At 40.0% G+C, this 21045-nt stretch carries 19 protein-coding genes; 5 read left to right on the top strand and 14 right to left on the bottom strand.

Going from position 1 to position 21045, the window contains the following annotated elements; genetic code table 11:
• Positions 1 to 75: 75 nt before the first annotated feature.
• Positions 76 to 939: a DUF4085 family protein gene (locus tag A6049_RS07435; protein WP_063564046.1), complete on the bottom strand. Its 864-nt coding sequence runs from the start codon at positions 937 to 939 to the stop codon at positions 76 to 78.
• 646 nt (positions 940 to 1585) lie between these two features.
• Entirely contained in the window at positions 1586 to 1903 is a 318-nt protein-coding gene (locus tag A6049_RS07425) for a winged helix-turn-helix transcriptional regulator (RefSeq protein WP_176854745.1), read from the bottom strand.
• A 316-nt stretch (positions 1904 to 2219) separates the two neighbouring features.
• On the opposite strand from A6049_RS07425, the gene A6049_RS07420 reads away from it, so the two are divergent.
• Positions 2220 to 2807 (top strand): NAD(P)H oxidoreductase, encoded by a 588-nt coding sequence (locus tag A6049_RS07420; protein ID WP_063564043.1) that lies wholly within the window; start codon positions 2220 to 2222, stop codon positions 2805 to 2807.
• A gap of 293 nt (positions 2808 to 3100) precedes the next feature.
• Here the strand turns inward: A6049_RS07420 and A6049_RS07415 are convergent, their stop codons facing one another.
• The 4 genes from A6049_RS07415 to A6049_RS07400 all read right to left on the bottom strand — a co-directional run bounded on the left by A6049_RS07415 (position 3101) and on the right by A6049_RS07400 (position 6446).
• Positions 3101 to 3682 carry a hypothetical protein gene (locus tag A6049_RS07415; RefSeq protein WP_063564042.1) on the bottom strand — a complete coding sequence of 194 codons (582 nt, stop codon included), beginning with the start codon at positions 3680 to 3682 and terminating at the stop codon, positions 3101 to 3103.
• 71 nt (positions 3683 to 3753) lie between these two features.
• On the bottom strand, positions 3754 to 4410 hold the full coding sequence (locus tag A6049_RS07410) for a hypothetical protein (RefSeq protein ID WP_063564041.1): 657 nt from the start codon (positions 4408 to 4410) through the stop codon (positions 3754 to 3756).
• Between the two features lie 196 nt (positions 4411 to 4606).
• A complete protein-coding gene (locus A6049_RS07405; RefSeq protein WP_063564040.1) occupies positions 4607 to 5479 on the bottom strand; it encodes a carbohydrate ABC transporter permease in 873 nt (290 codons plus the stop codon).
• A gap of 16 nt (positions 5480 to 5495) precedes the next feature.
• Positions 5496 to 6446 carry an ABC transporter permease gene (locus tag A6049_RS07400; protein WP_063564039.1) on the bottom strand — a complete coding sequence of 317 codons (951 nt, stop codon included), beginning with the start codon at positions 6444 to 6446 and terminating at the stop codon, positions 5496 to 5498.
• Positions 6447 to 6627: 181 nt separating this feature from the next.
• On the opposite strand from A6049_RS07400, the gene A6049_RS07395 reads away from it, so the two are divergent.
• From A6049_RS07395 to A6049_RS07385, 3 genes are all read left to right on the top strand, one after another.
• A complete protein-coding gene (locus A6049_RS07395; protein WP_063564038.1) occupies positions 6628 to 8436 on the top strand; it encodes a sensor histidine kinase in 1809 nt (602 codons plus the stop codon).
• Between the two features lie 424 nt (positions 8437 to 8860).
• Positions 8861 to 10471 carry a response regulator transcription factor gene (locus A6049_RS07390; RefSeq protein WP_063564037.1) on the top strand — a complete coding sequence of 537 codons (1611 nt, stop codon included), beginning with the start codon at positions 8861 to 8863 and terminating at the stop codon, positions 10469 to 10471.
• 104 nt (positions 10472 to 10575) lie between these two features.
• Entirely contained in the window at positions 10576 to 12258 is a 1683-nt protein-coding gene (locus A6049_RS07385) for a type 2 periplasmic-binding domain-containing protein (protein ID WP_063564036.1), read from the top strand.
• Between the two features lie 136 nt (positions 12259 to 12394).
• On the opposite strand, the gene A6049_RS07380 is transcribed toward A6049_RS07385, so the two are convergent.
• Together A6049_RS07380 and A6049_RS07375 are read right to left on the bottom strand one after the other, a co-directional pair.
• Positions 12395 to 12697, bottom strand: coding sequence for a hypothetical protein (locus A6049_RS07380; protein WP_063564035.1), 303 nt, complete (start codon positions 12695 to 12697; stop codon positions 12395 to 12397).
• 37 nt (positions 12698 to 12734) lie between these two features.
• Positions 12735 to 12920 (bottom strand): hypothetical protein, encoded by a 186-nt coding sequence (locus A6049_RS07375; RefSeq protein WP_063564034.1) that lies wholly within the window; start codon positions 12918 to 12920, stop codon positions 12735 to 12737.
• Positions 12921 to 13083: 163 nt separating this feature from the next.
• Here A6049_RS07375 and A6049_RS07370 point away from each other — a divergent pair, with 163 nt between their 5' ends.
• Positions 13084 to 13332: a helix-turn-helix domain-containing protein gene (locus A6049_RS07370; protein ID WP_063564033.1), complete on the top strand. Its 249-nt coding sequence runs from the start codon at positions 13084 to 13086 to the stop codon at positions 13330 to 13332.
• Between the two features lie 361 nt (positions 13333 to 13693).
• On the opposite strand, the gene A6049_RS07365 is transcribed toward A6049_RS07370, so the two are convergent.
• The 6 genes from A6049_RS07365 to A6049_RS07335 all read right to left on the bottom strand — a co-directional run bounded on the left by A6049_RS07365 (position 13694) and on the right by A6049_RS07335 (position 20906).
• Positions 13694 to 14611, bottom strand: a complete 918-nt coding sequence (locus A6049_RS07365; RefSeq protein ID WP_063564032.1) for a hypothetical protein — start codon at positions 14609 to 14611, stop codon at positions 13694 to 13696.
• Between the two features lie 200 nt (positions 14612 to 14811).
• Positions 14812 to 15567 carry a hypothetical protein gene (locus A6049_RS07360; RefSeq protein WP_063564031.1) on the bottom strand — a complete coding sequence of 252 codons (756 nt, stop codon included), beginning with the start codon at positions 15565 to 15567 and terminating at the stop codon, positions 14812 to 14814.
• Positions 15568 to 16149: 582 nt separating this feature from the next.
• On the bottom strand, positions 16150 to 17379 hold the full coding sequence (locus tag A6049_RS07350) for an SEC-C domain-containing protein (protein WP_063564029.1): 1230 nt from the start codon (positions 17377 to 17379) through the stop codon (positions 16150 to 16152).
• An 86-nt stretch (positions 17380 to 17465) separates the two neighbouring features.
• Positions 17466 to 18341, bottom strand: coding sequence for a hypothetical protein (locus tag A6049_RS07345; protein ID WP_063564028.1), 876 nt, complete (start codon positions 18339 to 18341; stop codon positions 17466 to 17468).
• A 636-nt stretch (positions 18342 to 18977) separates the two neighbouring features.
• Positions 18978 to 19544: a hypothetical protein gene (locus A6049_RS07340; RefSeq protein ID WP_063564027.1), complete on the bottom strand. Its 567-nt coding sequence runs from the start codon at positions 19542 to 19544 to the stop codon at positions 18978 to 18980.
• A 183-nt stretch (positions 19545 to 19727) separates the two neighbouring features.
• Positions 19728 to 20906, bottom strand: coding sequence for a hypothetical protein (locus tag A6049_RS07335; protein ID WP_063564026.1), 1179 nt, complete (start codon positions 20904 to 20906; stop codon positions 19728 to 19730).
• Between the last annotated feature and the right edge of the window lie 139 nt (positions 20907 to 21045).

Genomic DNA, 21045 nt, shown 5'->3' with positions numbered 1-21045 from the left:
TTCTTTTAACATAAAATTACCTTGTGTAACGTTATTGTTGCGAGAAGCTTTAGTTTCTCTACCGCCGCCTCTGTCTCACTCTTCCTCTACAATAATGTCAGCACAGCGAACGATCAGTTCAGGCATATTTTCTCCATAAAATAAAACATGAAGTTCATATCCGTTATCAATCCGGTACAATTCCTGATACAGCCAGTAACTGCCTACAATCTCTCCTTCTTGCTTGATAATTTCGGGTGCAATCAGCGTAAGTTTATTCATATTAGTGAAGCCTCCACTGGTATCAAAACGAATGACAACTTCCTCTCCCGTTAGCAGTTCCGTCACTGTACAATCATGAAATTGAACCCGGCTACGAATTTCATCCGAAATATCCTGCGCTAAAATGGCCTCCCTGTATTCTTTCGATACGCGGTCCATCTCTCTCGTATTTTCCGCACTCTGTTTCTTTAACTGAAGCAATATTTCTCTTGTGCAATACCCAAGCGTAAACAAACGGATATCCGCAATTTGCTCAACGATGTTTTGGGGTAAACGCTCTTTCTGGCTTTGGACACTCCATTCCATCATTTCTTTATACTCTTCTTTGCATTTTCCCTCGTCAAAAGGTGGGCGGACATCATACTCCGCTATAAGCTTCTCAATATGCGCTCTTTGTTCTGGCGGCATATGATAAATCATCTTATCCTCTTCAGCTACCGCTTCCTCACTAAAAAACTGGTCAGCACGTACAAGAACCGTACCATCATGCTTCAGCATAGAACGAGGATCGATGTTATATATCTCACGTTCCACATTTACATGCGCTTTTTCTTTTCTTTTGTACAGCCTCAGAAAAAGTGCTTCGTCCAATTCGTAAGCCCCTCTATGTACCCTCATCCCAAAATGAAGTCCAGTACGCTGACACGTCTCATACCATTCTTTTGTTCGATATTTCATGAGTGATCTCTCCTATCTCGACGAATCCTTCTAGATGCTCTAACCAACGTAGAAGACTACATTAATGTTTGAAAGAACTTCTGTTTCACTTGTTTTTTATTATGTTCTGCCCAATCATTTAAGTGCTTTAAACCCTCTATCTCTTGGCTACTATCAAAGTAAAAACATAAATCCATAGGAACTAATCGCCGACCATGAAGTTTGAAACCAATCCGCTTGTAATTCATATAGATGCAGTCAACTTGAGTTGCTTCATATTTCTGGTTTTTCGTAGATATCACATAATCGCTTCCCAGAGTAATGCTTGGTTTGGTGAAAAATAAACGTTTGATAAGGATGATGATATAGATGAAAGTATAGATCATCAAAAATATTATTATGAACCTGGAAATACCGCCTTGACTAACGGAATAATTCCTGAAAAAAAAACATTCAAGAATCAGCATAACGATTAAATTCCACTTGGACCGTGGATATGTAGTCATATATTTGATAAGCTATCCCTCCTATTTCTACTTGTGAATATGATGGAATTTATATGATGAAGCTAAGCCTCTCGTTAATCATATTGCTCCACATCTCCATTAATCACCAACATTTGCGCTTAAGCGATGGTCCTTTACTTAACTCGACCAGGTTCGCCTCTTCAACACTCTGGAGAGTCAAACTCCTCCAACACCTTGAACTTATCCCCGTGAACCTTCTCAAGGTGCTCCTCCCCCCAATAGCACAAAAAGTCCAAAGCAGGTTTGAGTCCCCAACCGTAACTCGTTAACTCATATTCCACTTTTGGAGGAACCTCCGAATACACCTTTCGCTGCACGATCTCGTCCTTTTCCAAACCTCTGAGCTGCGTTGTCAGCACTTTCTGCGTGATGTCCGGTATCAACCGACGCAGCTCCGATGTACGTTTTCGCCCTGTCATCAAATGATAAATAATCAACGGCTTCCACTTTCCGCCCATCACTTCCAAGGCCGCCTCCACACCGACTTTATATTTCTTTGGAGTGCTCGTTTTTCCATGTTCCGTCAACTTTTAACCCTCCTTCATCAAGCTGTTGCCGAGGTAAAATCATAACCTTCATATTTCTCTTCGTTTCGTTATTTGAACTCCATTTCGAGGCAGTGATTCAGGGTACTTTGATGTTCCTATGGCACCTCATTCTTCCTATAGTACATCAAAGTGCGTACTTCCAGATGTTTTCATACCTGTTTATAATAGCATCAGCCAGCGATTCATGGCTACAAGACAGCAATGCAGAAAGGTAGTGAAAGATAAGATGAATGTATTAGTCGTTGTGTCGCATTCGAGAAAAGATTCCCTGACCTTCCAGGTTACCGAGCATTTCGTGCAGGGCCTTGCCGAGGCTGGTCACGATTTTGAGATATTGGATTTGCATGGCATTGGCTTCAACCCTGTTCTCCAAGGCATAGATGAACCTGACTTTACCAAGGAACATCAGGTTTTCTCCCCTGAGATAGAAGCGGAGATCGAGCGATTGAAGAAGCACGATGCTGTCGCTTTTGTGTTTCCTCTCTGGTGGTGGCATCTGCCAGCCATGCTGAAAGGGTATGTGGATCGTGTAATGAACAACGGGTTTGCCTACGGCTCGAACAAGCTTCATCATCAGCAGATGTTATGGATTGCTCTAGCAGGCGTGACGGAAGAACAGATGCAGAAGCGAAACTATGATGAATCGATCACCAATTTGCTTAATGTGGGTATTGCCAATTACTGCGGCGTGCCTCAGTCGAGCGTTGAATTTTTATATGAAACGCTGGATGCGCAGCCTGAGCATTATGAGGCACTTCTGAAACTGGCGTATCAGTTAGGATTGAATTATGCCAACGATAATCCGACTCTATGACGGTATTACGACCCCTATATAGGGTCTGAAGTTTTGTTGTAAGTTCGGTGGCTTGAAGCCTTTTTTGTGCAAATAAATCACGTTAACCATCACGCTAATCTCTCGAGTTTAAGAACAACTACTTTTTAACACGGCAAAAAGGTCGCTCCGAAGAGCGACCCTACCTTTGTGTCATTCATTATTTTACTGTCGAGAGAAGAAACTTCTCCAGCATGGTGATATCGGTGATATTATGGTTACTCAGATAGGTTGTATATGTGTAATCCATCAACTCCAGAGTTATGTTTACGTTCTTAATATCGTTCTGTAAACCTACTCATCCACCAATCCCTCTTCATTAAATATTCAACTTTGATTGGCATAATAATGTATTCTTCCGTTACTTCAATCAGCTCATTGGGACCGTTATAGATTAAATCCACATTTAAGTGAAACGGTTTAATTTTTCTACCCACTTCATCTTCAAATTCTTGAACATAACGTATAAGGTCAGGTATCCCTTCCCAGTAATTCATTGCAGCTTGCCCGCCCGCAGGCATGTACCACCACTGCCTAAAGGATGGCCATAAATGAACCAATACCTCCCTTAATTCATGTTGTTCAACTAACTCAAAGTCGGGCAGTCCTAGCACAAATGATACATGATTATTATTTTTATGCGCCTTTTGGTTAATGCTGCGATCCCAGAACCATTTCCATTGTATTTCAAGTTTTTGATGAAGTTCATCTGATTCTACCATTTGCCGGGATGGCCATAGAATATTCTCATTGATGTCCTCTTTAAGAAGGCCATACGTACTCGCTACATAGATCAAAAAGTTCAATTCAAAATCACTGGATATACAAACAGACCATGAGTTATGGTTTTGAATCATTGACATTTCTCCTTTCACCCAAAATGCATAAATTTAACGTTGATCATGCGATTTGAGAGATATTTCTTTTCCTATCTTACTGCACTCGTAAAACTCGCTTTAAAAATAAGATCATATACATATGTGTATGAATTATAATATTCAAGTGCCTGTTTTCTTTCTTCGTAAAACGACTTCAACCTCTCTTTGTCTCCAGTATCGACATAAGCGATTAACTCACGGCTTGCTTTTTTGTATGCTTCTACACTTTCTCTCGCAGGTGCAAAATCAAACGAATTAAAGTCTAGCACGGGAGTAAAGTCCTCCGGTCGGATTCCCGCATTTGATTCAGCTTCCGCTATGAACTCGTGTAATTTCGAGAAATCTACCGGCTCTTCCAGCAGCACATTGCCCAAAATGTGAACCACTTCCTGATCTATCTTGTTGAATCGAGTTGTAAAGACATGATTAAATACATGCATCTCCATCAAATTTCTGGTGTACAGAAAATAGCTATTGACCAGATGAAGCGTTGAGTTTTTATACTCTACTGAGAATCTCGCACCTTGAAGGATATTAGCCGGGATATATACTCGGCCGTCTATCATTTTCGCTTCGGCACCTGCCTGTGTTTTGAGTTCCTTTTCATTAAAAATCACGCTGATTTTCTTAGGTGCACTTGAAACGGTATGAGCCATGGAGCAGCTTAATAACGCTACAGCAAGTGTAAACATCATCATCTTTTTCACTATGTACAACTCCTCATTATGAATAGTCAGGATATACTTGCATTTTATTTTTTCATCGTACCATTTTATTCAAATAAAGGTAATGCACTACATATCCGCCACGTCTTTTTCCATACACAAAAAAGAAGCCACCTCCCTGGCCTTCCCCAGTTCAGTGACTCCTTTTTCACAACCCTATTCTAACCCTTACATTTAACTACTCCTTCACAGCCCCAACCACGATTCCCGTTACAAAATACCTTTGCAAGAAAGGATACACGAGCAGGATCGGCAGCGCACTGATAAAGATCTGTGAGGCCCGAATGGTCCGTTGGGACAGGTTCGCTACAGCTTCCGGATCGAGCTTCGACATGTCGGCTTGCACGATAATAGTCTGCATGAATGTCGCCAGTGGCAGCTTTTCTGCATCACGGATGTAGATGATCCCGTCAAAGTACGAGTTCCAATGTCCAACCATCATGAAGAGGGAAACCGTTGCAATGACAGGTACAGAGACGGGCAGATAGATTTTGATAAATGTCTGCAAGTGCCCTGCCCCATCAATAAATGCAGCTTCCTCCAGATCCTTCGGTACAGTTCGGAAGAAATTCAGCAGCAGAATAATGTTGAACACCGCAACCAATCCCGGCAGGATCAAGGCCAGCAATGTATTCATCAGTCCCAGCTTCAGAATCAGGATGTACCCCGGAATGAGACCACCGCTAAACAGCATCGTGATGACAAAATACCACAGATAGATGTTGCGTGCACGGAACACCCGCGTCTCTTTGGAGAGCGCGTAGGCTGCAATCGTATTGACGATTAACGCGAGCCCTGTTCCCAGTACCGTCCGCTCCACAGACACCCACAGGGAGGAGAGGAAATTGCTATTGGCAAACGTCTTAGCATACGCCTCCAGTGTAAAACCAATCGGCCAGAACGTCACCAGTCCAGCATTGGCAGGAGCAGATGCGCTCAGTGATACCATGAGTAAGTGATACAAAGGCAGCAAGCAGAGCAGCGAAAGGATGGTCAGTAACACATTGTTGATTATGCTGAATATGCGGTAAGGCATCGTTTTATGATACATGAGTTCGTCATCCTTTCTAGAAAATTCGGTATCCGGCGAATCGGTAAGCCAGTCGGTAGGAGATCACAATCAGGATCAAACTAATGACCGATTTGAATAGATTCACGGCGGTAGCGAAACTTAACTGCCCACTTCGCAGACCTTCTCTATACACAAACGTATCGATAATATCTCCTTGCTGGTAAATCAACGGACTATATAAGTTAAAGATCTGGTCAAAGTTGGCGTTAAGCACATTACCCAGTGCCAGGGTTGCGATTACGATCCCAATCGGAATAAGTGCCGGGATGGTAATATACATCGTTTGCTTCCAGCGTCCTGCCCCATCCACTTCAGCTGCTTCATACAGTGCAGGGTTAATGCCAGACAGTGCCGCGAGGAAGATGATCGTGTTGAAGCCAAACTCTTTCCAGACATCACTCGCAATAATCGTGAATCGGAACCAGCTGCCATCCCCCAGGAAGAAGATTGGCTTAATGCCGAATACGGAGACCAGGAACTGATTGACAATACCCGTCTGCGCCAGAATATCGATCAGAATGCCTGACAGCGTAACCCAAGACAAAAAGTGCGGCAAATATACGAGCGTTTGAATTGTTCTTTTCAGCGCCATCTTCCGTACCTCGTTGAGCAATAAGGCGAAGACAAACGGAATAATTAGGTTCATAATGATCTTGGAACAGGCAAAAAACAGCGTATTCCACGTAATTTGCAGGAAATAATCATTTTCCCACATGTATCTGAAGTGCTTCAGTCCGACCCATTCGGAATCGAAAAAACCCAGTGCAGGTTTATAGTCTTGAAATGCCATCAAAATCCCGGACATCGGAATGTATGAAAATATAAAGACCATAATGGCCGCCGGCAACACCATCAAGTGCAGAATCCATGGTTGTTTGTAGCGTTTTTTTGTTTTTCTGTTCGGCTTGCTCCCAATGTCCGCCTGAGGTACCCGGTTAGCTTCCATATTAGCCTCCATAGCGCGCTCCTGTTCCCAAAAAAAGTTTTTGTGTGTAATGGGGATCTCTGCTATAAATAGTATCAGGCATTTCTCAGGTCTGACTATATAACATTGTTAGGCTTGATAGTGTTTTGTTAGGAACATCATCTGAAGAGGTTGTTTACACAGAATTTGAAGGAGACTTTTTATGAATACATGGAAGCGCTTTATAACTCTGGGAAGAACGTCCAGATCCCGGTTTAGTCTGTTTGCCAAAATAAACTGTTTAATTGTGGTCCTGTTCATCCCCATTATTATCATGTATACCTACTCGAACAACGTCACTTATGATGTTGTAAGCAAAGAGCTACAGGTCTCCAATACGAAGCAGCTCACGTTTTTATCCAGTCAGATCGATTCACGAATCAATCAGATGATGGATTTTAGTCTTATTCTCTCTAGAGATCCCAATGTCAGAGCATTTAATGGCTTGAACATATGGAATGATCGATATGACAAGATGCAGACCCGATATGTTATTCAGGAAAAACTGATGCTTCAATCCGGTGTTACCGATATATGGCCTACCCGATACGCTGTGCATTCACAGCAGAATCAAGATGTCATTGCCAACTATAATAGAACAACCGGTTATGATGAGGATTATTTGAAAAGAAATATGAGCGGACAATGGACTTACGGTGATGGTGCCGAGTCCAAAGAGGATATGAAATCCTTTTACTGGTTCTTTACAGATTCCTTGGCCCAGCCGGGTATGTTGACGGGAAGCAATCTGGTGATTGAAGCCAGCTTCAGTTATGAGAACATTCAGAACATGCTGGATACGTACAAGGAAGGTGGACAAGGTGATCCTTTCTTTTATCACAAAGGAAATTCGCCCATTCTGAACCGTAGTGCAGACAAGCAGCTATCTGAGGAACTCATTCGTTATCTGGATGAACACTCGACCGAGGATACCACACAGGATGTCGTCAAGCTGAACGGGAAAAAGTATCTGGTTAGCTCGGTGAAATCCTCCTATCTGGATTGGCATTTGGTCGACGTCGTACCACTTTATCAGATTCTACAGCCGATCTCGCTCAGTCGGAACTTGTTCTATCTGTTTATGATTCTGCTGTTTGTGGTGGGCATTTCCGCTTCGATCCTGTTATATCGAAACATTCAATATCCGATCAAAAAGCTGATCCAGGGCTTACGCCGTGTGCAGCGCGGAGACTATTCCGTACGTCTGCATAGCAAGGATCAGAATGAATTCTCGTTTTTGTTCCATCGATTCAATGATATGTCCCATCAGATTCAAGACCTGATCGAGAACGTGTTCCAGGAAAAGATCAGGGCCAAAGAAGCTACACTGAAACAGTTACAGGCGCAGATCAATCCTCATTTTCTGTATAATTGTCTTGGCTATATCATCAACATGGCCCAGATGAAGGACGAGCAAGCCGTCGTCTCCATGGCGCATAACCTAAGTGCCTACTACCGTTATACGACACGTGTGGAGCGGGAGACATCTTCTCTGAAGGAAGAGATCAATCTGCTCGTCAACTATTTGGATATCCAGAAGCTGCGCAATGGCAGAATTGAATACCACATCGACATCCCTGAGGATATGCTTGCACAGTCCGTACCACGATTAATGCTGCAACCGATTGTGGAGAATTCCGTCATTCACGGTGTAGCGAAGTCGTATTCATCAGGTGAAATTCGAATTACTGGCGAGAGCTCGAACGGGTTCTGCAAAATTTACATCGATGACGATGGACCCGGCTTAAGCCCGGATCAGTTGGAGGCGTTGAATCTGAAAATGCAGCAGCCGCTGCAGGAGGAAATGGGCTGTGGCCTATGGAACACGAATCAGCGAATCATGCATCTATTCGGCAATCAATCCTACCTTCTATTCGGCCCATCCCCTCTCGGCGGATTCCGAACCGAGATGATCTGGGAGATCCCCAAAGAGGATACTGATTCCGATAAAGGAAATATCGATAATAAATGATATCGATACTAACGATAATTTGAATATTTAATTTTGAACGAACCATTTACACGTGAACGCAGAGGACAGAAAAAACCTGAAGAAGCAAAGCATTCGGAAGTGCCCGCATGAAAGCCTTTCTTGAAAGAAGGCTGAATAGGGGCATAGGCTCCGCCATTATTACAATTCCACCTTTATATAAGGCCTTGTTTAAAATAAATGGTTAGAGTACATGTGAACCAAGCGAAGGATTGAAGGGATTCTGTAGAAACGAAGTGTTCGCCTTTCAAGCATCATTTTAACCTTATAATCATCTAATTCAGAAAATGGGGCTTGAACAGCGATCGAAAGAACCCTTCAAATCCGTAGCGACTTTGTTCAATTCACGTATCCTTTGATTTTAATTATTGGCCTTATATACCAACCACCAAGGGAGACAAACATCATGCAAATGATCATCGTAGACGATGAAGCACACTGGGTAGATAACCTGTCCATGACCAAACCGTGGCATACGCTGGGGATCGAACAGGTGCACAAAGCATACTCGGCGCACGAAGCACTTCAGCTGATTGATACGCACCCTATAGATATTGTAATCTCGGATATTCAAATGCCCGAAATGACAGGTATTGAACTGATCGAACGGATCAGAGTCCGTGACAAAAAAATAAAGTGTATTCTTTTATCCGGACATTCCGAATTCGATTACGCCAAAAAAGCCATCCAGTTCGAGGCCGTCGATTACTTGCTGAAGCCGCCAACAGACGATGAATTAATGGGGGCAGTTCAGAAAGCCATCGATCAATTAAATACCGAATGGGAACTCGTCAGTTCACTGAAGCGAACCCAGTTTACCCTTCGAGAGAATCTGCCGCATTTGCGGGGGCGATTGCTCCTTGAGGCTTTACAGGGACATCGAATTGCCTCCAGCGAATGGGCACGGAAACTTGCGAATTACGATCTGCCCTTCCACGCCGGGAATTGCGCGTTAATGCTTGTACGTATGGAAGAAGAATTCGGGCAATATGACAACAACGATCAAACTTTGCTTGAATATGCGGTTATCAATATGGCGGAAGAGATTATGGGAGAGTTTATGGAAGTGTGGGGCGTGAAGGAGGAGCATGGATATCTGGTGTTTCTGCTTCAACTGAAAGATAACGGTACCGACATTGGCAAAGAAACCATACTGGAAAAGCTGTCCGTACAGCTTCAGTCCAAGGTGAAGCAATTTCTGAAGGGGTCCCTCTCCATCGTCATCACCGAGTGGTTCGCGTTTCCCGATCAGCTATATGATCGTTTTCGGCAGGCCTCTGCTTATTTTCGGCAAATTGTCGGAGACGAGCGTGAATTCGTCATGCGGGTCAGCGACGTGGAGACTCCGTCGGCACAAGGTCCGCTGGATGTCCTGTATACCCCACCCACTTTCATTCATCTGTTAGAGAGTGGTCAATGGGATGCGGCAGAAGAAAAAATACTAGCCGTCTGTGCGGAGCTGGATGAGAAATGGTCAGAATCGTGGGAGCATTGCATGGAGGCTGGTTTTTTAATTACGGCTTCGTTCACCAATCTCGCACACCGAAACAGGCTGACTTTAGCTAATTTAATGGGTGACGATGTCGGGTTGTTACAGAGTGGAGAAGCTTTTACCACCATCAGTAAGCTGCGCAAATGGTCACTCAGTGTACTTGGCAAACTCAAGGAAGGTACATCCAATGAGATCAAGGACATCCGTTCCGAGTATGTGAAGAAGATTCAGGATTTTACAGATAAAAACCTGCATCTGGATGTCTCCTTGCGTGTACTGGCCGATCATGTTAATCTGCATCCGACCCATTTGTCCAAGATCTATAAGATCGAAACGGGTGAAGGCATCAGTGATTATATCTCGCGCCTGCGCATGGATCGGGCCTGTCACAAGCTGGTTACGACCACCAAAAAAGTATATGAAATCAGCATGGAGATTGGCTATATGGACCCGGCTTATTTTATCAAAGTGTTCAAGCGTCAATTCGGCGTTACGCCGCAGGAGTACCGAGACCAGAATAAATAACATAATAGAGTCCTATCGAAACTAACAAACTCATATAGATGCCCTCCCACCCAAATTGGTACAGTTACACTTGTAAAGATCATACATCGTAGGGGGATTGAACAATGATCAAATTCAAAACATGGTGGTCACTGCTCATGGTTATCGCGCTCATCACGATCACTGCGTGCGGCAGTGGCGATACAGCCAGTGACAATGGTACCAAAGATGATACACCGGCGACCGTCGGTTCAGCTGAAGCAGAAGCTGCTTTTGCCAAAGGAAAATACGACCCACCCATCGAATTCAGTTCGGTATTGATGCCGAAAAAATACGTGCAAGGGGACACCAAAGAAAATAACGTACACGATCGCTGGATGCTGGAAACGCTGGGTATGAAGCATAAAGATACCTGGTATCCGGCCAATGACGATCAATACAGACAAAAGCTGCAACTGGCTATCGCCTCTGGCGAGAAGCTGCCTGATTTCGTATCCGTACCGACCAATGCGGTATTGACCAATCAGTTGATCGACTCCGGTCAATTCATCGCCATCGATGAATTGTTCGACAAGTACGCGAGTCAGACCCTGAAAGATCACGCAGCAGCACATCCTGAACTTTGGTATCCGTTCACCAAGGATGGCAAGAAATACAACATGCCGATCATGGAGTACACCGATAATGACGATACGCTGCTCTGGCTTAGAGAAGACTGGATGGAGAAGCTGAACCTGGAAGCTCCGAAAACCATCGCAGATCTTGAGAATATCATGGACAAATTCAAGAACGAGAACCCGGACGGTCTGTCTCCAGACAAAGTATTCCCGCTGGCGATCTCGCTGAAAAATAACACCAACACCTGGATGGGGCAGCTCGACTGGTTGTTCGGTGCATATGGCACAATCGAGGAGCAATGGAACAAAGACGCAAACGGCAATCTGGAGTACGGCTCCGTTAACCCGGGTGCGAAACAAGCCCTTGCCAAGCTAGCTGAATGGATGAACAAAGGTTATATCCATACCGACTCCGCCCTGTGGGACGAAGGTAAATCCGCTGAGAGCTGGACCGCTGGCAAAGCGGGCATTCTGCCTGGCGCAAACTGGGTACCCGACTGGCCGGCACCTGACCTGCTGAAGAACGTACCTGGCTCAAAATATAAAGCTTACCCTGTTCCGGCTGGCCCAGACGGCAAGATCGGTACGAAGTGGCAGAACTCTGGTGTCAACGCAAGTATCATGATTAACAAGGATGCGAAGCATCCAGAAGCCATCTTCCTGTACTACAACTACTTGCTCGATAACCTGGCTAACCCGGCTGCGGGCAGTGAGTATGAATACGGCTTCGCCAAAGGTTACGACTGGGATATCATTGACGGACAACCGACCAGTGACAAAGAGAAGATCAAAGACTTCTCCAACGAGTTCCCGTTCCTGACTGGCCCGGCTCGTATTCCGGATCTGTACATGAAAACACTCGTGAAGCTGGCCAACGGCGAGAAGCCTGAAACACCTTACGAGAAACAAATGGCCGAATTCCGTAAACCGGAAAACTGGTATGCAGGTAAAGTCGTTATGTCCCAGATCGACATTCGTAAACAAAACTACTTTACCGGTGCTGCAACACCAACCATGGTATCCAAATGGAACCTGCTCCGCCAGTCCGAGATGGAAACCTTCAACAAAATCATCTACGGCCAACTACCGATCGATGCCTTTGACCAATTCGTCGCCAACTGGAAATCCAACGGCGGAGATCAGATCACGCAAGAAGTGAATGACTGGTTTAAGTCGGTGAGTGGGAAGTAAGATTTGGATTTTAGAAAAGTAGAGATTATAAAAACAGCCGATAAAAACAGCCGAAGCGATAGTTACACGCTTCGGCTGTTTTTATTTAGGTAGAGATTAGGCCGCTCCTCCTGGCTTATGCGTTCGCGTTAGTGGATCAAGCCTTCGTATCAATCTCCTCTGACATCGACACACCTAGCAAGGATACTGTGAGTTGAATGCCATCCCTCAGCCCTTGCATGTACAACTGCTCATTCTCTACTCCTCTGCTGACAATATAACGATTCTCCCACTCGGCATATTCAGGTGTCTGTTCAACATCCTTACCTGCAAACAAAGTTGCAAATGCTTCGTCTGTTTCCCCACGCACACGACTCAATTCAGGATCTTGCTCAATCTGGGCAGATACCTCTTCCATCCTTGCCTGAATCGCTCGTTGCATCCACGGTGGAAAATCCATAGCTTCTCCTCCCCTACGCATTATGTAATCTCACTCATCATCGCACAACTCGATTATGTCTCGCCTTCATTTCACTCACTCGGGTCACCAGTTCATCCACCCTTCGGCTCTGTTCTTGCACTTCGGGGTTGTCCCACAACGGAATCGCTTGCTTCAAGGATGCCTCTCCAAGCTGATTAAGCTTGCGCCGTTCCTCTTCCAATAAGTCAAGCAACCGGCTCATACATGCACCTCTCTGATGGGTCTAAACTGCCCCATGTTTTGTTAAGACTAGACATGAGCAATCATTTTAATGCGATTATCGGTTTATTTTATTTTAATTCGATATCCGCATTAAAACAACCATTATTTCTCATACAATTTGGTTGAAATGAGGGGTGTACATAATGAAGCATAGACAAGAACAACCTGGCGATAAAAACATAATCGGCTCCCGAGTCGTAGCTATTCGTAAAAGGAAAGGAGTCAAACAAAGAGAATTCCTAGCCAGATTGCAAACATTGGGCTTGGATATCAGTCAGACCAGTCTTTCTCGTTTGGAGGGTCAATATCGTCTCGTTCAAGATTATGAAGTGGTGATGATTGCGAGGGCTTTGGAGGTTTCAGTGGGGTATTTGCTTGGGGAAGAACAATGAATCTCACAAACTATTCCATAACATCTATGTAATTAACTATAAACAGGTAGATATCACTTCTTTTACTATCTTGATAGTTGATAAATATAATAGGAAAAGCCTGCCTAGCACTAGACAAGCTATCTTAATACTGATTGTTTTAGTCCAAAGCAATCTTTTAGTAAGAATATATACGAAAACCTCAACCCTATGAATAGAATTTATATTTTTCCACAAATTTTATTCACGAAATGCCCTGCCTTTTATAGCTCTTATCTTTGATTGGGGCATTTGTCGTCTGAGTTTCTTCCATTATTATACAACTGATAACCAAGGAGCAGAAGCCCCAAATCGTGAATTCGCTGTTGGGCAAAGAACAACATTACTTCTTGCGTCTACCCTTATATATATTACCTGTTATTTCCATGTTTTCGGTTTTAAACACCCTACTAGGGAAATCGTTTTTAGTGTCTACGACCCACGGCCATAAAGGATTAGTATGCTTCTTTACTGTCCTTTCCTCAAAGAAAAATTTGATTATATCCTCCGGTACAGAACAAAGATCTATTATATTCTTAGAGAAATACTTCTTATAATAATCTGTATGATTTATTGATTTTTGATGTATAATATCATTTCTTAATTCCTCAAATGTGGTAAATCTATTCCATAATTGAGTTCCTCTTAATGGTTTTGTTTCATAAATTGAAACGAGAATGTCGTGTAGTTTTGTCCTTAATTGTTGCCACCTTTCGATGGCTTCCTTGTCGTATATTTCAATTATTCCTTTAGTATTCTTACTTGAATATTGATAATCATCAGGAATGCTCAGGTTAACAAATGTCTCTAATGCAGTGTATCCAAATACAATACCTGTCTGAATAAACTCAATGTAATCATATAGACAACGGGAATTGACCTGAATAGCTTTCAGTTTGTCGTGACTAGTATACCTAGCTTCTAACTTTGTAACTGAAATTTCCTCATTTAGAAGTCTTTTAGCTTTAAAAAGGGCCTTCTGTGCTGTAGACAATAAAATACCTACACTATTTGGTGCAAAGTATTGAATTGTACCTTTTTTGTTGTCCTTTCCTTGTATATTCACCTCATCAACCTCTTGAAACACCCCTGATCCTGTGTGGTCAAAATCATCTTCGTTGACTTCAAGGGGGTCATTATAGAAAAATATGGGCTTATTTGACCTTATATCAAACAAATCATAGTTCTCACGGTCAATACATACTATTACATAATCTTTGGAACTTTTCTTTGATTGTTCCTTTTGCGTTTGCTTCTTCATTGAACTTACCTCACTAGTTTCATTGATATTATATTTCGCATAACGTTCCCATATTTACGACGGCCAGTGAATGCTGGGTGTGTCCGGATGCTCATGCTTCCCCGGAATTCCTCTGACGAACCAAGGGTTGGTTTAGCCAACCCGTAGCATGAATATAATGTTATCTGATGCACTGACGTCTTCGAAATTCCAGACTATCTTTAAACAGAAATTAAGCTTTCAATTCCCATGGTTGCATAAGTGAATAACTTAGATTCTTCTATTCTAAAATCAATATAGTTTGAATTAAGCAAATTTATATCGACATACTCTCTCAAACTTCCAACCAGAACTCCATCTCCATATACACCATTTATTAATACGTACACTCCACCTACAGACAAAAGTGCATTCTCTAATGTTGCATTATCAATTCCATCATTACTATGTTTGATTTTGTTATATACACTCCACCACTTTGGAAGAAATTTCGAATTTACAGGAGAAGATTTATCCCATTTAATCAATTCTTTAAAAGGTAGAAATTTATGTTTATCATCAATCATTGATGGTATGTATGGAGAGGATAAACATACGTTACTAAAATTCATTATTCCATCCAATGATAAGTAGTTAAAAATATTTATTCGTTTCTCATCGGGTACCTCGAATAAATTAATATACACTTCTCTAGATACCAACTCGAATAAATTACATGATTCTCTAATTATTGAAGCAAATCTAATTGAGTTAGTTTTTAGATTATTATTGTTAGGTTCAACATAATCAAAAGTTTTGATCATTTCTTTCTCTATCTGTAAAAATTGACTTCGAATCCTCATTACATTCTGGCTTGTTTTTTTCTGAAAAATTTTCTTCTCTTCCTCCAATGATTTACCACTATACTTTGTTAAGATAACATCATATATATTTATTCCCTCTTTTATCTCCGGAAATGGTTGATTTTCTCTGACCATATTCTCACCTCTTTTATCGTGTTAGTTTATAATTTTCAATAGTTTCGTTCTAGTGTTCCTGACGTCGATTCCCCTTAAATAGCTCTTATCTTAAGGGAATCGATGTGTCTGCCTGCTTCCGCTTCATTGAAATCCCCGGGCAGATCCATCGGCATCAGCCGCGGAGGTGGAACACGTTGTTAACTGATGTTTCTGCCTTCTTGAATATTCTTACGAATACTATGGTATTTATAATTTTTGAACATTTATCGATCATTTTTTTTGTATTGATGTAATGAAAGTATAAATTATAACAGATTGTTAAAAGCAAGAATAACAGAATGGTTTTAATAATTAATATGATTGATAGTGCTTTTATTCTATTGAACTTAAAAATCTTCATGACTCACCTCCAAACTGCCGCAATTTCAGTTAACGTTTTTGTATTCACGATATCTTTCCCCTTAGATAGCTCTTATCTTAGGGAAAAGATGTGTCCGGCCGAAATCACTCATGTCTTTTCTTCTTCAGGCCGGACCGAGGACCGAATGGACCAAAGCGTAAAAATGTTGTTGGACGAAGTTTATTGGATCCTCATCGAGTTCACCTAATATTATTTACTCTTTCATAAATTGATTTTTCAAGAATATACTTCTCATCTTCTTCTGTAACAAAATCACTAAATACTTCTGTAATAATATTTTTCATTTTTAGTAGACGGTGTCTTATATCTTGTTGCATTTGTTCGTCTGTGTTGATAGCCAACAGTTGCTCTAACAGAAGTATGCTAGTAAATATAGAAATTATAATTGCATCGTCAGATTTGCCCCGATGGTGAGGATTAAATTTTTCGTTACTTATATAGTGCTTAAAAACTAATATGTTTGGATGAGTGAATCTCGAGAGTTTTTCATACAATTTATCAAAGATAAAAATATCCTCTTTATAGGGACTGGCAGTGGCCATTGAATAATTAGAGATATGACCTATATATTGTTGCCCAGTTACTTTATCAACGATAGTCCTCTTATCAAACTTACCATTACTATGAATTAAATACTCGTGGGTTCCTTCTTCCATACCGATTCTTGCTGCCACTAAATCATCTAATCTTTCGGGATATCTTAAAACATATATTATGTTAAGATAGTTTTCATAAACCGATCTTAATAGATTGAGCGAATCTTCAATCAGTCCGGCTTTTAATTGAACTTGAATAGATTTAAAGGTCTTAAACGATTTCGTGACACAAAACATAATAAAATCATTATGAGTGAGCTCTATACCCTTAACATGGTCATACTTTGCAATGATCATTCCAAACAAGTAGAGTGCAGATTCAAATTCTACCAGTAAACTATTTTGCTCACTTTCTGATACAGCTTCTTCAAATTGAAGTTCCTCATTCAAATCATAGTACTCTGCCAAGGCACTACGCCATTCACTTAACTCTACATCAGTTAAATTTCCTTCATATTCTTTTACTACTAATCTACCAGTCTTCTTATAGGCATGGATAAATGCTGGGTCTGCGTTTATTTCTTCTAATAATTTCACCGTCATGTTTTCAACTTCATATTCATCCATTGGTGATACATATTGATCATAGAAGAAAAGGTCGTCGTCCTTTGGTTCTCTACCATATATCTCAATGAATCTTTTTTCATGTTCCTCCATAGCTGCAATCATATCTGGATCTTTGATAGGTAATGAACGTTTATAAATGCCGTCATCATCTAAAATCCAACTGAAATTTTTATTAATACAACATTTTTTAAATTTCTTTTCACTTCCACATGGACATTCAGAATTTCGTGGGGGTCTTCTTTTCATATTTTCTCTCCTCAACAAATTTCGTCTAACGTTACTGTATCCTTGCGGACCGAGGAGCCGTCAGGCTCCGATGCGCGGATATGATGTTAGCTGATGTTGCTATCTTCTTGGATTTGCTTCCGTTCATTAAAAGATCGATAATTAGCAAATATACGCTTTAATTCTGATGGATTTCTAATATAGCTATTCATAATTAGGCTTCTTTGAATGAAATGTGTGACCCTATAAAGACTTAAATTACAATAGACCAATATTCTAATTTTGAGTTTCAATCTATATCTGTCTTCTATCGTTTGTTTAAAACCAATTCTAATAAACAAAATCTCATAAGCAGCATAAAGCACAAATAAATAGACATATATAATAAAAGATACTGATAAAGATAAAGGTAAAAATAAATCAAGTAATAAATTCTTTACTATTAGTTCATCCCAGTTATTTATAAATGATATTATTGAGTGTATTAAGATCATGAACCCCAGAATCGATAGAATAGTATTTATAAAATTCTTTAATGGTTTACTGTCTTTCGCTTTAGAATATGATGGGTGATCGATTAGAACTGATAAAGCTGCAAGGATTGTTATTATAAAAACTTGAATTAACTCCCACCAAAGTTTGAAACTATAGAGGTTGGTAATAAACTCAATAAGTGCGATTATTTTAATATTATCTACTACTACAGTAGAGAAAAAAAGAATATCTTTCGCCTTTCCAACTGCTCTTGAAGAAAAAACAATCCCAACAAATAGAAACCAAATAATAGTATCTTTAACTTGTCTCGTTTCCCACAACTCAAAATGTTTTAACACTAATATAATTACAATAAAATAAAGTGTCATACTTATTAACCAAATCAATATCTTCTTATTAAATATCGTTGATAATAAATTTGGCAGCTGTTTTCGCACATTTTTGATTGAAAGAGCGTATAGGATAAATAGGACTAACCAAATGCCCAAGGCCAATTCTCTATTACTAAATATGGATTCAAGATTATGGATTATATTTCTTCCTCCTAATAAAAATAAATTATAGCAATTTCAGCTAATGTTCCCGTATTCACGACTCAGCGCATGCTGAGTGTCCGACGACTGTCGGACCCAGGGCCGCCTGGCCCGCCGCGTGAATATTATGTTTTATGTTGCCTGTCGTTTTCCAATTTCTCTTAATCTTATTTCATCATTTCCTTCTTCAATTTTATGCTTTCTTTCTATCTTTCCACAATGGTTTTTTAGCTCTTATTCCAATTTTCAAATCTATTTTTTATTAAAATTCTCTTTCCAATCTCCTTTTTTATTCATCTGATCTGAAGCGACTTCGTGCTTCCTGTTTCGACTCTTAATTTCCTCATTTAATCGTCTTCTATCTTTGAATTCTCTTTGATTTTTGAACTCTAAACAAAAAACGCCGATAAGCAATTCGGCGCTTCTTCATTTCAATCTTCCTTATGCTTTCCCAGTCTTTCAGATTGCATATAACGTTCCTGTATTCACGACCCAACGAATGTTGGGTGTCCTGCTAATGCCGGACCCAGGGCGTATGCCCGCAGCGTGAATATTATGTTATGCGAATTGGCTTGAGTTGCTTTCACAATATTAATCTCTATTTAACATTCTCTTTAAAATAGCTCTATTGTCACCATCATCAGGTTCTGATTTATCCCAACCAGTACCAGAATATGATCTTGATTTAATTAAGAAATCTAATTCCAACCATCTATCCTGAACAATAAGTTGAAAAACATAAGCCAACCTATTATGTACAAACTTGTTTAATTTCTTCATATCACTTTCAGATAATTGTCCATCCGCATGCATATCCTCAATAGGGCCATTTCTAAAAGCAAAATGTGCAACTGCTTTGGATATCATGTCAATATTCTCATCTACCAAAAGTCGGTTCTTTATATTCAAATTTATATTTAAGCTTTCTTCATTTTTTCCCATCAACATTTCATCAAACACCATATTCTTGATGGTAATTCCATGTTTCCTTCTGATCCTCCCTACCTTTGAAGGGGACACATTAAAAAGTTCTGCTATTTGCGAATCAGTTCTTTCCTCATCACAATAGATAATTCTTAATTCACCTACTGAAAGGTTGTCGAAATTAACTGGTTTCCCACTGTCTTTCATTTCTTTATATAGTTCATTTAATCCCATATATGATCCTCCTTCTATTCATTCACATCGCCTTTCGCATAACGTTCCTGTATTCACGACCCTAGCGAATGCTAGGGTGTCCGGCAACTGTCGGATCAAGGACGAATGTCCGCAGCGTGAATATTTTGTTAAGTGAAGTTGTCATAATCCTTAAAATGTTAAAAAAAAGCTCACTATTTCAATTTATACCTCCTTGTCATCACTAATAATGCCTTCTTTATCTGTTTTTAATGTATTCTTGGATTTTCTTCTCAAGTTAGTTCTAAAAACTATTATTTGTGCTTGAAGGCTAGACCAATCAATACTTTCAAAAAAAGATTTTTGACTCATTTTATCTTCTATATAATCTAAAAATGAGTCTACCCATTCAAAATATTTCCATCCCTTTAGAGAGAAAAATCCCTTGTAATTAATTTTCACATTTATATTGACATCAACCTTGTATGCCTTTACATCATTTCTTTTCTGTTTTAGATATTGCGATACAAATAAAGGTGGGATGTAAGTATTCATGCCTGAAAATTCTACTTTTATGACCATAGATAACTTAGCTGTTTTTATCATTATCGTATTTGAGTCTATTGCTTGTATTGAACTTTTTACAGGTAAAATCAAATCGAATTTAACAAACTGTTCTCCTGAAGGTAAAGTTCTCCTTACTAATTCTTTAGAACCATCATCAGAAACTTTTATTATATCAATGTAATTCCCCTTATTATATTCATTATTTACAAATGATTCTCTATTCTCGATTGGTGTTGTAAATAGCTCCATAATGCGATTTTTTGAGAGTACTTGTAAAATATCATTTCGGCCATATTCTTTTATAAATTTATCTTTGTCATATTCGTTAAAATATTTTGATAAATGGGTTGATAATTCATCAATCAAAAAAAATTGAGTACTTTCAATAATAAGCTTCTGCGCAGCATTAGAAGTATCAGTCGTTTTTTCGTCCATAATTACTGCACTAGAATCTGATAATTTACTAGTATTCCAAGCATGATAATATGCTGGCTTTTCAGTTATAGTTGATTTGATTATTCTTGCTATATCTTCTCCATAATCATAATCATAAACTGGTATTAGTTCATTTTCATCTTTGTTGTATATAAAAAATCCGCTTATTTTCTTTTTGAATCTCATTGTTTTAAATTTAATAAATATCAAATAAATCATAGATGAGAAAAACAATATTAATCCTAAAACTAATAAAAATATCTTATTAAGTCCTTCAATCAAAAATAGGTAATTAGCTGTTAAACTCACACTCAAAGCGATAGCAAATGCAATAATAAAAATTTCTACTATTCCCGCTCTATTTGTTAAAAAATTTGTGACAACTTTATTTTTTGTTTTCATCGTATCGTTCTCCTTATGAAAAAACTAAACTTAGCATTAAAAATCTTTCAATAAAGCTTTTGTGATAATTTCACTTAACGTTCCTGTATTCACGACCCGACGTATGTCGGGTGTCCGGCGAATGCCGAACCAAGGACGA

Origin of the sequence: Paenibacillus sp. O199 (assembly GCF_001636635.1) — a bacterium.
Taxonomy (GTDB): domain Bacteria; phylum Bacillota; class Bacilli; order Paenibacillales; family Paenibacillaceae; genus Paenibacillus; species Paenibacillus marchantiae.
The sequence above is the reverse complement of the archived record's forward strand: the minus strand, read 5'-3'. Positions and strand labels throughout refer to the sequence as shown.

Excerpts from the sequence above, each read along its gene's own strand:
- A6049_RS07435 (WP_063564046.1), bottom strand. The coding sequence starts at position 939 with ATGAAATATCGAACAAAAGAATGGTATGAGACGTGTCAGCGTACTGGA.
- A6049_RS07425 (WP_176854745.1), bottom strand. The coding sequence starts at position 1,903 with ATGGGCGGAAAGTGGAAGCCGTTGATTATTTATCATTTGATGACAGGG.
- A6049_RS07420 (WP_063564043.1), top strand. The coding sequence starts at position 2,220 with ATGAATGTATTAGTCGTTGTGTCGCATTCGAGAAAAGATTCCCTGACC.
- A6049_RS07415 (WP_063564042.1), bottom strand. The coding sequence starts at position 3,682 with ATGATTCAAAACCATAACTCATGGTCTGTTTGTATATCCAGTGATTTT.
- A6049_RS07405 (WP_063564040.1), bottom strand. The coding sequence starts at position 5,479 with ATGTATCATAAAACGATGCCTTACCGCATATTCAGCATAATCAACAAT.
- A6049_RS07400 (WP_063564039.1), bottom strand. The coding sequence starts at position 6,446 with ATGGAAGCTAACCGGGTACCTCAGGCGGACATTGGGAGCAAGCCGAAC.
- A6049_RS07395 (WP_063564038.1), top strand. The coding sequence starts at position 6,628 with ATGAATACATGGAAGCGCTTTATAACTCTGGGAAGAACGTCCAGATCC.
- A6049_RS07390 (WP_063564037.1), top strand. The coding sequence starts at position 8,861 with ATGCAAATGATCATCGTAGACGATGAAGCACACTGGGTAGATAACCTG.
- A6049_RS07385 (WP_063564036.1), top strand. The coding sequence starts at position 10,576 with ATGATCAAATTCAAAACATGGTGGTCACTGCTCATGGTTATCGCGCTC.
- A6049_RS07380 (WP_063564035.1), bottom strand. The coding sequence starts at position 12,697 with ATGGATTTTCCACCGTGGATGCAACGAGCGATTCAGGCAAGGATGGAA.
- A6049_RS07375 (WP_063564034.1), bottom strand. The coding sequence starts at position 12,920 with ATGAGCCGGTTGCTTGACTTATTGGAAGAGGAACGGCGCAAGCTTAAT.
- A6049_RS07370 (WP_063564033.1), top strand. The coding sequence starts at position 13,084 with ATGAAGCATAGACAAGAACAACCTGGCGATAAAAACATAATCGGCTCC.
- A6049_RS07365 (WP_063564032.1), bottom strand. The coding sequence starts at position 14,611 with ATGAAGAAGCAAACGCAAAAGGAACAATCAAAGAAAAGTTCCAAAGAT.
- A6049_RS07360 (WP_063564031.1), bottom strand. The coding sequence starts at position 15,567 with ATGGTCAGAGAAAATCAACCATTTCCGGAGATAAAAGAGGGAATAAAT.
- A6049_RS07350 (WP_063564029.1), bottom strand. The coding sequence starts at position 17,379 with ATGAAAAGAAGACCCCCACGAAATTCTGAATGTCCATGTGGAAGTGAA.
- A6049_RS07340 (WP_063564027.1), bottom strand. The coding sequence starts at position 19,544 with ATGGGATTAAATGAACTATATAAAGAAATGAAAGACAGTGGGAAACCA.
- A6049_RS07335 (WP_063564026.1), bottom strand. The coding sequence starts at position 20,906 with ATGAAAACAAAAAATAAAGTTGTCACAAATTTTTTAACAAATAGAGCG.